The sequence below is a fragment of the Streptomyces dysideae genome (genome assembly GCF_001514305.1).
Lineage (GTDB): Bacteria > Actinomycetota > Actinomycetes > Streptomycetales > Streptomycetaceae > Streptomyces > Streptomyces dysideae.
This window is the reverse complement of sequence record NZ_KQ949076.1, coordinates 21,003-34,747: the sequence shown is the minus strand read 5'-3', so window position 1 is coordinate 34,747 and position 13,745 is coordinate 21,003. Positions and strand designations below refer to the sequence as shown.

Annotated in this window: 12 protein-coding genes; 6 read left to right on the top strand and 6 right to left on the bottom strand. The window is 70.1% G+C overall.

The genetic code is table 11. The features are described 5' to 3' along the window. Positions 1–7 precede the first annotated feature (7 nt). A complete protein-coding gene (locus AQJ91_RS03480; RefSeq protein WP_324617974.1) occupies positions 8–982 on the bottom strand; it encodes a peptidoglycan-binding domain-containing protein in 975 nt (324 codons plus the stop codon). A gap of 364 nt (positions 983–1,346) precedes the next feature. Between AQJ91_RS03480 and AQJ91_RS03475 the strand changes: the two genes are divergently transcribed. Next, on the top strand, positions 1,347–3,437 hold the full coding sequence (locus AQJ91_RS03475; protein ID WP_067016206.1) for an MDR family MFS transporter: 2,091 nt from the start codon (positions 1,347–1,349) through the stop codon (positions 3,435–3,437). Here the strand turns inward: AQJ91_RS03475 and AQJ91_RS03470 are convergent. After that, positions 3,409–3,930 carry a GNAT family N-acetyltransferase gene (locus tag AQJ91_RS03470; RefSeq protein WP_067016204.1) on the bottom strand — a complete coding sequence of 174 codons (522 nt, stop codon included), beginning with the start codon at positions 3,928–3,930 and terminating at the stop codon, positions 3,409–3,411. The two genes, AQJ91_RS03475 and AQJ91_RS03470, sit on opposite strands and share 29 nt — an antisense overlap. 63 nt (positions 3,931–3,993) lie before the next feature. Continuing rightward, positions 3,994–4,176, bottom strand: a complete 183-nt coding sequence (locus AQJ91_RS53335; RefSeq protein ID WP_067016202.1) for a type II toxin-antitoxin system Phd/YefM family antitoxin — start codon at positions 4,174–4,176, stop codon at positions 3,994–3,996. A 60-nt stretch (positions 4,177–4,236) separates the two neighbouring features. Here AQJ91_RS53335 and AQJ91_RS03460 point away from each other — a divergent pair, with 60 nt between their 5' ends. After that, the gene (locus tag AQJ91_RS03460) at positions 4,237–5,517 is read left to right on the top strand and encodes an RNA-guided endonuclease InsQ/TnpB family protein (RefSeq protein ID WP_067016200.1); all 1,281 of its coding nucleotides are present in this window, start codon (positions 4,237–4,239) and stop codon (positions 5,515–5,517) included. Between the two features lie 107 nt (positions 5,518–5,624). After that, entirely contained in the window at positions 5,625–6,017 is a 393-nt protein-coding gene (locus AQJ91_RS03455; RefSeq protein WP_067016198.1) for an FHA domain-containing protein, read from the top strand. A gap of 68 nt (positions 6,018–6,085) precedes the next feature. Here the strand turns inward: AQJ91_RS03455 and AQJ91_RS03450 are convergent, their stop codons facing one another. Next, a complete protein-coding gene (locus tag AQJ91_RS03450) occupies positions 6,086–6,757 on the bottom strand; it encodes an O-methyltransferase (protein WP_067016196.1) in 672 nt (223 codons plus the stop codon). A 333-nt stretch (positions 6,758–7,090) separates the two neighbouring features. Here AQJ91_RS03450 and AQJ91_RS03445 point away from each other — a divergent pair, with 333 nt between their 5' ends. Beyond that, on the top strand, positions 7,091–9,115 hold the full coding sequence (locus AQJ91_RS03445) for a bifunctional glycosyltransferase 87/phosphatase PAP2 family protein (protein WP_067016194.1): 2,025 nt from the start codon (positions 7,091–7,093) through the stop codon (positions 9,113–9,115). A gap of 167 nt (positions 9,116–9,282) precedes the next feature. After that, entirely contained in the window at positions 9,283–10,647 is a 1,365-nt protein-coding gene (locus tag AQJ91_RS03440; RefSeq protein WP_067017181.1) for a glycosyltransferase family 39 protein, read from the top strand. A gap of 139 nt (positions 10,648–10,786) precedes the next feature. Here the strand turns inward: AQJ91_RS03440 and AQJ91_RS03435 are convergent, their stop codons facing one another. Next, a complete protein-coding gene (locus AQJ91_RS03435; protein WP_067016192.1) occupies positions 10,787–12,022 on the bottom strand; it encodes a cytochrome P450 in 1,236 nt (411 codons plus the stop codon). Positions 12,023–12,323: 301 nt separating this feature from the next. Between AQJ91_RS03435 and AQJ91_RS03430 the strand changes: the two genes are divergently transcribed. Further along, complete coding sequence (locus AQJ91_RS03430; RefSeq protein WP_067016190.1) at positions 12,324–13,493, top strand: steroid 3-ketoacyl-CoA thiolase; 1,170 nt, start codon at positions 12,324–12,326, stop codon at positions 13,491–13,493. On the opposite strand, the gene AQJ91_RS48645 is transcribed toward AQJ91_RS03430, so the two are convergent. Then, positions 13,477–13,689, bottom strand: coding sequence for a DUF397 domain-containing protein (locus AQJ91_RS48645; RefSeq protein ID WP_079084706.1), 213 nt, complete (start codon positions 13,687–13,689; stop codon positions 13,477–13,479). The two genes, AQJ91_RS03430 and AQJ91_RS48645, sit on opposite strands and share 17 nt — an antisense overlap. Positions 13,690–13,745: the final 56 nt, after the last annotated feature.

Sequence of the window (13,745 nt, the reverse complement as noted above, 5' to 3'; positions counted from 1 at the left end):
GAAGGCGTCACGGCTCGGACGTCTCCGATTCCAGCCGCTCCCGAGTCGCCAGGTCATACACCCCCAACTCCTCCGCCTGGATCCCCCGAGTCCGCTGATAACTGATCACCGCATCCTCGACCCCCTCGTTGTAGCTGCCGCCGGGCTCCCGCACATACAGCCCGGTCTGCTGCAACCGCAGCTCCAGCTCCGTAACCTCCGCACCCTTCGCACCACGACGCAGAACGGGCGGCTGACGCGCGCCGTCCGACCCCTCGGCGGAGCTGGAGGAGGGCGACGCGGACGGCGAGGGCTGGGTCGGCTCGGAAGTAGGGGACGGCGTAGGGGAGACGTCGGCCCGCGTCGGGGTCGGGCTCACCGTCGGAGACGGCGGAGGAGACGCCGGCGCCTCCTCGGACGCCGGGGGCGTCGACTGCGCCGCAGAGGCCGTGGTCGGCGACGGCGCCGGGATGCTCGCCCGCACGTCCTCCGGCAGGGCGGCGTCCCGCGACGGCGTCTCGTACGTGAACAGCCCGCTCGCCAGCCCGGCCGCCGCGACCACCGCGACGACGGCCCCGCCGGCACCGAGCAGGACGGTACGGCCCCGGCGATGCGGCTTCCGCTCCCCCGCGGGCGTGGGCTCCGGATCCGCCTCGAACAGCCGCAGGTCGTGCGCGCGGGGCGCAGCAGCTGGGGGCGGGAAGGTCGAGGTTGCCCCCGGAGGCACGGCCCGTAACGGCATCGTCCGCTCGATGGCCGGAAGCTGCTGTGTCTCGCCCTCGGGATGAGCCTCGCTGCCCTCGGGACGGGCCCCGTCATCCAGCTCGACGTACGGCCGTATGCGCAACGGATCGAAGTCCTCCGCCGCGGCCGCCTCCGCCGTACGCGCGTCGCGCAGGGCCTCGGACACACGCTCGCCGCACCCGCACGTCGGGGTGTTGTCGGCCCCCCTCGGCTCCCCGCACTCCGGGCACAGGTGCCCTCTTGACTCGCTCACGTCCATCCCTCCCCCTAGGGCCATGTCGTCAGTCTCCCGCCTGCCCCGCGCCGTCTGGCACGCGCATCTGCGGCGTTGTCGTCGGTCGACGACTCCCCCACTCTCGACTTCGCTCGAGCGGGAGGGACCCCCATCGCGTCGACTCCCTCCTCCGCCGTGCAGCTGCACGCACCAGACCCCGCGGGGCCCGCCCTCCGGGCGGACGACGGGATACTGACGACAGGGCCCGGCGAACTCCCGAGATTATGCAGAACTCCTCCACGCCGTCTCCCTCGAGCCCCCGGAATATCGGCTTCCAACAGGACTCAACAGGCCATAAACGGTCACACCGATCACGATGGATGGTGTAACGAGACTCCCGGGAGGCTTCATGGCAGCGGATGCGCACGGTAGGACGGGGGATGTGCGTGACGCGCAGCCCCCACGGCGGGGTTCCGCAGCCCAGGAGCACGTGCCCGGCAACGTCCTCGTCTCGATCGGTGCCCTGCTCCTCGGGATGCTGCTCGCCGCCCTCGACCAGACCATCGTGTCGACCGCGCTGCCCACCATCGTCAGCGAGCTCGGGGGGATGGAGCACCTGTCCTGGGTGGTCACCGCGTATCTGCTGGCGTCGACCGCCGCGACCCCGCTGTGGGGCAAGCTCGGTGACCAGTACGGGCGCAAGAAACTGTTCCAGACCGCGATCGTGATTTTTCTCATCGGGTCGGCGCTTTGCGGAATGGCGCAGAACATGCCCCAGCTCATCGCCTTCCGGGCGCTGCAAGGCCTCGGCGGCGGCGGGCTCATGGTGCTGTCGATGGCGATCGTCGGTGACATCGTCTCGCCGCGCGAACGCGGCCGGTACCAGGGTCTGTTCGGGGCCGTGTTCGGGACGAGCAGTGTCCTGGGACCGCTGCTCGGCGGGCTGTTCACCGAACATCTCAGCTGGCGCTGGGTCTTCTACATCAACCTTCCCATCGGCGTCGTAGCCCTCGCCGTCATCGCCACCGCGCTGCACATCCCGCACAAGGCGACCCGGCATGTCATCGACTACCTGGGCACGTTCCTCATCGCCGCCGTAGCCACCTGTCTGGTGCTGGTGGCGTCGCTCGGCGGCACCACGTGGGGCTGGGGTTCGCCGCAGATCATCACTCTGGCGGCCCTCGGGGTCATCCTCGCCGTCGTCTTCGTCGCCGTCGAGCGGAAGGCAGCCGAACCGGTCCTGCCGCTCAAGCTGTTCCGCATCCGCACCTTCACGCTCTCGGTCGTCATCAGCTTCGTCGTCGGCTTCGCGATGTTCGGCGCGATGACCTATCTGCCGACGTTCCTCCAGGTCGTCCAGGGTGTCTCGCCGACCATGTCCGGTGTGCACATGCTGCCGATGGTGCTCGGCCTGCTGCTGGCGTCGACCGTCTCCGGGCAGATCGTCAGCCGCACCGGCCGCTGGAAGGTGTTCCCGATCGCGGGCACCGGCGTGACCGCCCTCGGGCTGCTCTTCCTGCACCAGCTCGACATGGACAGCTCCACGGCCGCGATGAGCGCCTACTTCCTCGTCCTCGGGCTGGGCCTCGGCCTGGTCATGCAGGTCCTCGTGCTGATCGTGCAGAACGCCGTCTCGTACGAGGATCTCGGCGTCGCCACCTCCGGCGCGACCTTCTTCCGGTCCATCGGCGCCTCGTTCGGCGTCGCCATCTTCGGCACGATCTTCGCGGGCCGCCTCGGCGACAAACTGACCGAGGCCTTCCAGGGCGCCCAACTCCCGCCCGGTGTCTCGCTGGAAGGGCTCGAGTCCGACCCGCGCGGCATCGCCGACCTGCCGCCCGCGCTGCGCCCGCCGGCGCTGGAGGCGTACGCCACGTCCATCACCGACGTCTTCCTGTACGCCGCCCCCGTCGCCGTCCTCGGCTTCGTGCTGGCCTGGTTCCTGCGCGAGGACGAGCTGCGCGGCTCGGTCACCGCGCCCGACGTCACCGAGACCCTCGCCAGCAACCCGGTCGAGCGGTCGTCGTACGACGAGGTGTGCCGGGCCCTGTCGGTGCTCGGCACCAGGGAGGGCCGCCGCGAGGTCTACCGGAAGATCACCGAGCGGGCGGGCTACGACCTGTTCCCGGCGGCCAGTTGGCTCCTCCTCCGCATCAAGAGGTACGGCTGGGTCGAACCCGGCGTACTCGCCGAGCGCAGCTTCGTGCCGCTGCCCGTCATCCTCGCCGCCGCCCGCCAGGTCGAGGGGCGGCGCCTCGCTGTGCGCGAGGGCCTCGACCTCGTCCTGACCCCCGCCGGGCGCGAGGTCGCCGAACGGCTGGCCCGGGTCCGCGAGGAGTCGCTGGCCGAGCTGCTGGGCGACTGGTGGGGCCCGGACCGGCCGACCGACCTGGCCCAGCTGGTGAAGGAGCTGAACGACGAGCTGTGCGGCTCGGACCGGGAGCAGCCGCACAACGGGTCGGTGGCCCGGGTCAGTCGAGGCCCCGCAGCTCCTTGGTGAACCAGTGCTCGGCGTACGGCTCGTCGTTGTGCGGCGCGGTCTCCGAGTAGCCGAGCCGCGCGTACAGGGCCCGCGCCTCGACCAGATCGTGCCGGGTGTCGAGCACGATGCGTACGGCACCGAGCGTGCGGGCGACGTCCTCGACGGCCCGCACGAGCACCGGGCCGCCGCCCCTGCCGCGCATCGGCTCGGCCACGAACACCCGCTTGAGCTCGGCGGTCTCCGTGTCCAGCAGCCGCACGCCCGCCGAACCCGCCGGCTCACCTCCGTACCGCGCTACGAGCAACTGCCCCTTCGGCGGCGCGAGTTCGGTACCCGTCGCCGCGGCGATCTCCCCTTCCAGCTCGCCCGGGTCGGTGCGGCGGCCCTCGTGCAGGAGGTACCAGCGGTCGCTGACCTCCGTGTAGTACGCCCGCCAGAGCGCGGCGGCGACGGGGGAGTCGAAGGGCTCTGTGGCGACGGTCCAGGTTGTGGACGCACGGGTGCGGGTCATGCCGCCATTGTGGGAGGTGGCATCACGCTGTCGGCAAACAAATTACGGTGCTGTGTGCCTGTCTCACTCCACGGCGTCTGTTGCTGCGAGAGCCTGCTGACCATGCCACCAGCTGTAGGGGACAAGGACGGCGCGGGGTTCGCCGTTCTTCTCGATGACCAGGTGTGCGCCGCGGAAGTGGGCGTTGTCGATACGACGTCCGAGCTGCGCTCGCAGGTCGTTGGTCGCGATACGTTCGGTACTCATGGCTCTGATCGTATGCCTAAGTATCATCAGTACTGACAGTACTAATGGTACTCTTCGTTCATGTCGCGCTTCCGTATGTACCCGACGCCGCAGCAGGAGCCGCAGATGCTCCGGCACTGCGCGCATGCGCGGTATGTGTGGAACCTGGCGGTCGAGCAGCACGCGCACTGGAAACTGGGCCGGAAGTCTGCGCCCGGGGTCGCCGAGCAGTGCCGCCAGCTCACCGAGGCGCGTCGGGAGAGTGAGTGGCTGCGGGCCGGGAACGTTGATGTGCAGCAGCAGGCGTTGCAGGACTTCGCCAAGGCCAAAGCCGCTCGATTCACCGCTGGCTTCGGCGAGCCGACTTGGCGGAAGAAGCACAAGCACGAGGGGTTCCGTGTCATCGGGACCGACCGGGTCCCGGAGTTCAATGAGGACGGCACGGCGAAGACCAACCCGAATACCGGGAAGCAGGTCATGGGCCGTTCTGTGGTGCTGCAGAAGCTCAACCGCAGGTGGGCCCAAGTCAAGGTCCCTGGCTGTGGTTGGGTTCGCTTCCGGCTCAGCCGCCCCGAACTTCCCAAGGCCAAGACGTTCAGGGTCACACTCAGGAACGGCCAGTGGCACATCGCCTTCGCTGTCATCCCCGAGCCCATCGACGCGCCCGGCTCGGGTGAGATCATAGGCATCGACCGGGGTGTGACGATCACCGCCGCTCTGTCGGACGGCCGGAAGCTGAACTGCCCGCAGCTCACCGCCAAGGAACGCGTCCAGATGCGCAAGCATCAGCGGCGCGCGGCCCGGGCTCCGAGGGGCAGTCACCGCAAGACCGCCGAGTACGCGAAAGCCGCGAAGCTCAGGGCGCGTGAGGCGAATCGGCGCAAGGACTGGCGTGAGAAGACCTCGACCATGCTCGCCCGGACCTACGACACGATCCGGTTCGAGAAGCTGAACATCAAGAGTATGACGGCCTCCGCCAAGGGGACCGTCGACAAGCCTGGCACGAAGGTACGGCAGAAGGCCGGGCTGAACCGGGTGATCCTCGCCCAGGGCTGGGGCCTGTTACGACAGCGCACCGAGGGCAAGGCCCCGGACCGAGTCGAGGACGTCCCAGCCCCCTACACCTCCCTGCGCTGCAGCGCCTGCGGATGGATCGACAAGGACTCGCGCAAGAGCCAAGCCGAGTTCGTATGCTCCTCCTGCGGCTTCACCTGCAACGCGGACGAGAACGCAGCCATCAACGTCGCGGCAGGACAGGTCATCAGACCCGGGCCTCTGGCCCGTGCCGGAGGGACAACACCGCATCAGCGGTCGAGTGTCCGTGAACCTCAACCTGCCTGGGTTGGAATCCCCCTCTTCTGAGGGGGAGGATGTCAAAGTTCGTCGTACGGCGTATGCCGGGGCGTTTTAACATGCGGCGGCGGTGAGCCAATTCGGCCGCCGTGCAAGATCGTTGGGGAGGACCGCACGTGCTCGAACTCACCATGGCATTCGTCTCCGCGGCGGACGAGGGCGCCACGGCCGGCATGCTCATGGCCGACGCGCCCAGCGAGCCGGGCGCCGTGCTCCGGGTGGGCCGGGACAAGGCCGTGTGCCGGCTCTCGACGCCCGACGACTGGCTGTTCGTCTCCCGTGTACACCTGGAGTTCCTGTGCGGCCCGGACGGCGCCTGGCAGGTGACCTGGCTGCGCGGCTCACAGCCGGACCCGTCCTCCGAGGTGCGGGTGAAGGTCGGCGAGTACGCGCAGTCCATCTCCTACGGTGGCACCCTGCCGCTGCCCAGGGGCGGCAGCGGCGAGATCGTCATCCACGACCGCACGGCACCACGCAGCGTCAACGTCGGCTTCTATCACGAGGCTTAGGCCTGTCCGGCGCGGATCAGGCCGGAGGAGAGCGGCGGCGCCTCGCCAACGCCGGTGAGCCAGGGCCACTACGCCAGCACCCGCGCCAGCGCGAACCCGTCGTACCCCTTGCTCCCCACCGTCTGGATCGCCGTGCCGCTCAGCCTCGGGTGGCTGCCGATGAGTTCGATGGCGGCGCGGGTGCCCAGGACGTCCGGGGCGATGCTGTCCTCGTCGGCGACCCGGCCGCCCCGGACGACGTTGTCGATGACGATGAGGCTGCCCGCGCTGGTGAGGCGCAGGGCCCACTCCACGTAGTTGGCGTTGTTGGCCTTGTCCGCGTCGATGAAGACCAGGTCGAAGGGGGCCGGGTTCTCGTCGGCGAGTTTGGGCAGCGATTCCAGCGCCGGGCCCACCCGTACCTCGACGACCTTGTCGAGGCCCGCGCGGGCGATGTTGCGGGTGGCGACCTCGGCGTGCCTGGCGCTGTACTCCAGGGAGATCAGCCGGCCGTCGGCCGGCAGGGCGCGGCCCAGCCAGATGGTGCTGTAGCCGCCGAGCGTGCCGATCTCCAGGATGGTGCGGGCGCCCTGGAGCTGGGCGAGGAGGTGGAGGAACTTGCCTTGGGGCGCGGTGACGTTGACATGCGGCATCTCGGCCGCCTCGCTGTCGCGCAGGGCCGCCTGGAGGACCTCGTCGTCGGGCGAGAGGTGGGCGGAGAAGAAGAAGTCGACGTCGTCCCAGAGCTGCGACTCGCTCATGCGCCTGTGCCTTTCAGATGCCTAGTTAGAAGTGCTAACTAGCTTTTCTAACGAACGCGGGCGCGCGCCGGTTCCCCGCCACCGTATGCCCACCGGGCGGTTTCAGCCGATCGGCCCAGACATCCCGGCCGCGGCATCGTGATCCATCTCGCCCCCAGCGGAGGCAAACCCGCCCTACCCGCACTATCGTCATCTGGACAAAAGGAGAGCGGGCGTCAGGTGAAGAGGGGGTTGCCTGCGTCCCTGTCCGGGGGTGGTGCGAGCCTCTTAGGGTTCGCAGGGAGCCTCACGCACGGGACGCGTGGGACGAACGGGGCGGGAGGCCGACGAGGCGTGGCGAATGCGGAGCAGAGCGGGCGACCGGCGGAAGCCTTCGGAGCGACAGCCGTCGGTACGGTTCACGCACGCCTGCACGCGGCCCGGCTCGGCCTGTGGCTGGTCGCGGCCGTCCTGGCCGTACGCCAGGTGGCCGTCGTCCTCGGCAGCCCGCGCGGGGAACGTCTGACGGACCTGGAGACCTGGGTCGGCCCGAACGGCGTCCTGCATGTGAACGGCTCCCTGTACGACTCGACGCGCTTCACCGGCACACCCTTCGGCGGACTCGTCCTCAAACCGCTGACCAGGTCCGCCGAAGAGGCCCTCGGCTGGGGCTGGACCTTCGGCACGCTCCTGCTGGTCGCCGCGCTCGGCCTGGTCGCCGCCCGCGCCCTGCCACAGCCCGTGAGCCGCCGGACGTCCCTGCTCGCCGCGCCGGTCGCGATCAGCCTGCTGATGCTGTCCCTGCCGGTGCGCAACACCCTCTGGCTCGGCCAGACCAGCATCATCCCGGTGCTGCTCGTCCTGCTGGGCTGCTTCGCCGTACGCGGCCGGCGGGCCGCCGGGGTGCTCATAGGCCTCGCCGCCGCCCTCCAGCCGACGCTGCTGCTGTTCACGCCGCTGCTGTGGTTCACCGGCCGCCGCCGGGCCGCCCTCGCCACCGGGGCGACGTTCGCCGCGTCCACGGTGCTCGCCTGGGCGGCGATGCCGCACGACTCGTACACCTACTGGGTCCACCACATGGCCGGCGTCGGCCTCGGCGGCCGCGCCGACGGCCTCGCCAACCAGTCCCTGCACGGCGCCCTGCTGCGGCTGGGCCTCGCCGGCCCCGTGGAGATCGCCCTCTTCCTGCTGCTGGGCGCCGGCGTCGCCGTCCTCGCCGTACGTCGCGCCGTGCGCTACGCCCACGACGGCCAGCTCCTGCTCGCCGTCGCGATCACCGGCTGCGCCGCGATCGCCGCCGCGCCCACCGCCTGGCAGCACCAGCTGCTGTGGGTGCTGCTCGCGGTCGTCGGCCGGGTCGGCAGACGGGCCTCCGACCGGTATGTGTGGCCGGTCGCCGTCGTCCTGGTGATGACCCTGCCGGCGAAGATGCTGCTGCCGAACACGCCGGCCCTGTACTCGCTGCGCGACAACGTGGTGCTGCTCACCGCCCTCGCCGCCGCCACCGCGGTGCCGTTCCTGTCCCGGACGTCGGCGTACTACCAGGAGCCCGTGCCGACGGAGTACGCGCCGCCCGCGCCCCGCTTCAGACGCGTCCCGTTCCTCCCGGCGCTGCGCCGGGTCCTCACCCGCCCGAACCTCCTGCTCGAGCTGCTGCTGATCCGGGTCACGTACGCCGCCTACCAACAGGTCCGGATCGCCGCCCGCGGCGACCGCGCGACCGCCGAGCACCACGGCGAGCAGATCCTCTCGATCGAGGAGGTGCTCTACCTCGACATCGAGCACTGGGCCAATCACGCCGTGGTGAAGACGGACTGGCTGCGCGCCTTCCTCGACTTCTACTACTCGTCGTTCCACTTCGCCGTCCCGCTGACCGTCCTCGCCGTGCTCTACGTCCGCCGCCCCGTGGACTACCGCTGGGCGCGCACCACGCTGGGCCTGACCACGCTGACCGGCCTGGTCGGCTTCTGGCTCTACCCGCTGGCGCCGCCGCGGCTGATGCCGGGGCTGGGTTTCATCGACACGGTGCACGGCGTCCAGGACTTCTCCAAGCCGGACTACGGCGTGATGACCGAGGTCGCCAACCAGTACGCGGCGATGCCGTCCCTGCACTTCGGCTGGTCCCTGTGGTGCGGCCTGGTGATCCTGCGGGTCGCCCCGAAACGCTGGATGAAACTGGCGGGACTGGCCCACCCGCTGTTCACGGTCTCCGCGATCGTCGCCACGGCCAACCACTGGGTGCTGGACGCCGCCGGCGGGGCAGCGGTCGTCGGCATCGGGTTCGCCGCCGCCCACCTGCTGTTCGGGCCGCGTGTCCCGGCGCACCACGACGCGGTGGCCGAGGAGCACGCGGATGCGCAGCGGGTGTCGGCTCCATGACACGCTTCATGACAGCTGGAAACGTGGAAGTCCGTGCGGCCGACCCGGTAGGCGGTGCGCCGCGGCGGCGATTCCTCCCCCGGAGTCTCTCGTCCGGTTCGCTCTTCCTTCCCGTTTCGGCACTCGCGCTGGCGTTCAATCTCTGGGGCCTTTCGCGGGGCGACTCGATGTGGCGCGACGAGTCCGTGACCTACCAGGTCGCCCATCGGAGTGTTCCGGAGATCTGGGGACTGCTGCACCATTTCGACGCGGTGCACGGCGCCTATTACTTCCTGATGCACGCCCTCTTTGCCGTATGGGACGGCGGCCTGTGGACCATGCGGCTCCCGTCCGCGGTGGCCATGAGCGTCTGCGCCGGCCTCGTGGCGATCACCGGCATGCGGCTCGTCGGGCGGCGGGTCGGGGTCCTCGCGGGACTGTCCTGCACGCTGATCCCCGTGGTGCAGATGTACGCGCAGGAAGGCCGCTCGTACGCCCTGGTGGCCGCCTTCGTGGCGCTGTCCACGTATCTCCTCGTCCGCGCGGTGGAGCGGCCCGGCCGGGGTGTCTGGGCGGGCTATGCGGCGGCGCTGCTCTGCGCGGTGTACCTGCACGAGTTCGCGGTGCTGTGCCTCCTCGCCCATGGCGTCACCGTCCTGGCCGCACCGGTCCCGGCGCGCGTCAGGCGGGCGTGGGCGGCCGCCGCCGCGGTCGTCGCCGTGGCCGCTCTGCCGCTCGTCGCCATCAGCCTCGGCCAGTCGGGGCAGGTCTCGTGGATCGGCATGCCCAGCGGCCGGGACTGGCTCGTCATCGGCGCGGTCACCGTGATCGGACTGACGGGAGCCAGGGCCGCTGCCTCCGGTCAGGCGCGGGGCTCGGTCACCCTGCCCCGCCTTGCCCTCCCCCTGCTCCTCCTCCCGACCGCGGCCCTCCTGCTGGTCTCGCTCCACGATCCGGTCTACCTGGACCGTTACGTCCTCTACTCGAACATCGGCCTGGCCCTGCTCGTGGCCGCCGGCATCGACGCCCTGGCCCGGAAGCTGTCCCACACGGGCATCCGCGGCCGGACCGTCCCCGAGGGCTTCGCGGCCGGGGCGATCTGCGCGCTGATCGTCGCCGCCCTGCTCCCGGTGACCCTGCAGATGCGCACCCCGGAGAGCCGCAAGGACGATGTCACGGCGATCGCCGAGACCGTACGGAGAATGTCCGCCGGCGGAGACGCCGTCCTCTACATGCCCGCGCGCCGCAGGGAATGGGCGATGTCCTACGAGGACGACTACCGCGGCCTGAGGGACATCGCCCTGCGCGAGTCGCCCGTACGGTCGGAGACCCTGCAGGGAACCGAGGAGCCGGCCGCCGTCATCCGGCAGCGCATGCTGGCCGGCACGCGCATCGTGGCGCTGATGGATCCCGAGGGGCAGCCCCTGGACCCGTATCCGCAGGAGGCGGTCAAGCGGACGACCCTGAGCCGCGCCTTCACGGAGTGCGCCCGCGCGCAGGTCAAGGGCGCACAGGTCGTCCTGTACGCCCGCCCGGGGCACTGCGGTTCCTGAGCGAGCGGCCGCCGTGCCGGGCCCGGTCTCGGTCTCGGTCTCGGGGGAGGCAGGGGCAGGGGCGTAGGGATGGGGGGTGCACCTGCCTCCCTCGGGACGGGCCGACGGCGCCGGGAGGCCGTCGGCCCGAGTACGGCCGTCAGCCGGCGCTGACCTGGAGTTCCTTGACGCCGTTGATCCAGGCGGAGCGGAGCCGGCGGGGGTCGCCGGCCAGCTTGAGGCCGGGCATGGCGTCGGCGACCGCGTTGAAGATGAGGTCGATCTCGAGGACGGCGAGGGATTTGCCGAGGCAGTAGTGCGGGCCTCCGCCGCCGAAGCCCAGGTGGGGGTTCGGGTCGCGGGTGATGTCGAAGGCGTCCGGGTTCTCGAAGACGTCCGGGTCGTGGTTGGCGGAGGCGTAGAAGATGCCGACGCGGTCGCCCTTCCTGATCTGCTTGCCGCCGAGTTCGGTGTCCTGGGTGGCGGTGCGCTGGAAGGCGTTCACCGGGGTCGCCCAGCGGACGATCTCCTCGGCGGCGGTGGCGGGCCGCTCCCTCGTGTACAGCTCCCACTGGTCGGGGTGGGTGAGGAAGGCGTGCATGCCGTGGGTGATGGCGTTGCGGGTCGTCTCGTTGCCGGCGACGGCGAGCATCAGCACGAAGAAGCCGAACTCGTCGGAGGCCAGGTTGCCCTCGTCCTCGGCGGACACCAGCGTCGTGACGATGTCCTTGGCGGGGCACTGCTTCCGGTCGGCGGCCATGTTCATGGCGTAGGCGATGAGTTCGGTGGCGGACTCCTGCCCGACCTCTTCCGTGATGGCGTACTCGGGGTCGTCGTAGGCGATCATCCGGTTCGACCACTCGAAGATCTTCGTCCGGTCCTCCTGCGGGATGCCGATGAGCTCGGCGATGGCCTGGAGGGGCAGTTCGCAGGCGACCTGGGTGACGAAGTCGAAGGGGCCGGCGTGGGCGCGGGCCTCCGCGGCGATGTTGAGGGCTCGGGTGCGGAGGTTGTCCTCCAGCGCGCGGATGGCGCGCGGGGTGAAGACGCGCTGCACGATCTGCCGGACCCGCGTGTGCTCCGGCGGGTCCATGTTCAGCAGGATCAGCCGCTGGGCGTCGATGGCGTCGCGCTCGATGTGCTCGTTGAAGCGGATGATCGCCGTGTTGAGGTACGAGGAGAACAGCTCCGGGTGCGTCGAGACGAACTTGACGTCCGCGTGCCGGGTGACGGCCCAGTAGCCCTCGTCCTCGAAGCCGGCGACATTGCCGGACTGGGGGATCCAGCGCACCGGTTCGGCCCGGCGCAGCTCGGCGAACTCCGGCAGGGGCACGCGGTGGTGCAGCAGATCCGGGTCGGTGAAGTCGAACCCGTCGGGCAGCGCTGGACAGGGCATGGGCAACTCCAGCTGGTCTTCTGACAGTCGTGATCCGGCCGTGTCTTGTTCTGACGGTCCATCAGGAACGGGGAATTGCCGAGAAGGTAGTAACGGGTTCTACAAGTGGCAAGAGGCGCGGCAGCCCCAATTGCGTGCGGGATTCGTGCAGATCACGACATCCGAGGCTGCACGACCCTTGCGGCGGAGGGTGGCGCGTCAGCAGACTGCAAGGAGAACTAGAACGCGTACTAGTTCTGCGTGGCGGGGTCGGCCGGGACGCCCCCGCGCCGCGCGGGTACCCGAGGAGAGGACCTCCCCCATGGCCGCGGAACCCGTGATCGTAGAAGCCGTCCGCACCCCCATCGGCAAGCGCGGTGGCGCGCTCGCCAACCTCCACCCCGCCTATCTCCTGGGCGAGACGTACCGCGAACTCCTCGGCCGCACCGGCATCCCCGCCGACTGCGTCGAGCAGATCGTCGGCGGCACGGTGACCCACGCCGGCGAACAGTCCATGAACCCCGCGCGCACGGCCTGGCTGACGATGGGCCTGCCCTACGAGACGGCGGCGACGACGGTCGACTGCCAGTGCGGGTCGTCGCAGCAGGCGTCGCACATGGTGGCGAACCTGGTGACGGCGGGTGTCATCGACGTCGGCATCTCGTGCGGGGTCGAGGCGATGTCGCGGGTGCCGCTGGGGTCGGGGTCGAAGCACGGGCCCGGAAAGCCGTTCCCAGACGAGTGGAACGTGGACCTGCCCAATCAGTTCGAGGCGGCGGAGCGGATCGCGCGCCACCGGGGGCTGACACGCGAGAACGTCGACTCACTGGGCCTGATCTCGCAGGAACGGGCGGCCGTCGCCTGGTCCGAGGAGCGCTTCAAACGGGAGACGTTCGCGGTCCAGGTGCCGACGACGGAGGAGGAACAGCGGGCCGGGCAGGGCATGTGGCGACTCGTCGACCGGGACGAAGGCCTCCGCGACACGTCCATGGAGGCGCTGGCGGGCCTGAAGCCGATCATGCCGACGGCGGTTCACACGGCGGGCAACTCGTCGCAGATATCCGACGGCGCCGCTGCGATCATGTGGGCGTCGAAACGGATGGCGCGGGCGCTGAAACTGAGGCCGAGGGCGCGGATCGTGGCGCAGGCGCTGGTGGGTGCCGACCCGCACTTCCATCTGGACGGGCCGATCGACGCGACGAAGGCGGTGCTCGGGAAGGCCGGTATGTCGCTGAAGGACATCGACCTGGTGGAGATCAACGAGGCGTTCGCGTCGGTGGTGCTGAGCTGGGCGCAGGTCTTCGAACAGGACCTGGAGAAGGTCAACGTCAACGGCGGCGGCATTGCACTCGGGCACCCGGTGGGGGCCACCGGGGCCCGGCTCATCACGACGGCACTGCATGAACTGGAGCGGGTGGACAAGGAGTTCGCGCTGGTGACGATGTGTGCGGGAGGCGGGCTGGCCACCGGCACGATCATCCAGCGGCTGTAGTCGACGTCCGCGACGTCCAGTTGACGAAGGTGGTGAACGCGGCGGGGCCGAGGGTGAGGATCGGTTCCGCCGGGGTCTTGGAGTCGCGGATGGCTATGGTGGCGGGGGCTTCGGCGATCTCGACGCAATCGCCGCCCTGGTCACCGCTGTACGACGACTTGCGCCAGGTCAGGGGACCGAGCGGTGCGCATTCGATGCACTCGCCGCCCTGATCGCTGCTGTAACTGGACTTACGCGGCCCCTGGCGTCGAC